1 protein-coding gene is annotated in these 672 nt (G+C 76.5%); it reads right to left on the minus strand.

Going from position 1 to position 672, the window contains the following annotated elements; translation table 11 throughout:
- Positions 1-672: helicase-associated domain-containing protein (locus E7Z54_RS21870; RefSeq protein WP_168798459.1), on the minus strand; the 672-nt coding region annotated here is incomplete at both ends.

A 672-nucleotide genomic window follows, 5' to 3' on the forward strand; every position in this document is an offset into this window, starting at 1 on the left:
CTCGCGGGTGCGTGGCGGCCGGGCCCGGAGCGACTCGGTCTCGCGGACGCGCACGACGCCGTCGGGCCCCTCGACGACCGGCGCCATCCCGAGCTCGCGCAGGCGCTGGAGCAGCAGGTCGATCGGCACGGTCGACACCACCACCGTCGGCGCGATCCGCTGCAGGCCGAGCCCCTCGGCCTTGGGATGGCGGAGCAGCTCGGCGAGCGCTGCCTCGTCCTCGGACCGGATGAAGGAGGAGGCCACGCCGACGCGGAGCCGTCCGAAGGTCCGCACCGCGTCGTCGATGAGGTAGGTCAGGGGCTGCGGCACCGGGGTGCGGGAGACCGCGAGCAGGAACGCGTGCAGCTCGGCCGCCGTCCAGCCGGCATCGAGCCCGCGTCGGACCGAGCCGGCCGTGAAGCGGTAGACGGTCGCGGCGCCCTGAGACTCCACGTCGGCCACCTGCTGGATCCGGCGGGCGAGGTCGGGCTCGAGCGGGCCGGGGGCCACCGCGGTCAGGTCGGCCTGTAGCAGGACGTGGTCGACGGGAGGCGGGAGCAGTAGGGCCAGGACGGGCGCGGGGTCCTCGCCCTCGAGGAGCGCCCGGCTGTACGGCGCCAGGGCGTCCGCACCCGTCACCCCGAGCGCCGCGGCCTCGGCGACCGCCCAGGCGACGAGGTCGCGGCGGGT

The sequence above is a fragment of the Nocardioides sp. genome (assembly GCF_004803405.1).
In the GTDB taxonomy this organism is placed as follows: Bacteria; Actinomycetota; Actinomycetes; order Propionibacteriales; family Nocardioidaceae; genus Nocardioides; species Nocardioides vastitatis.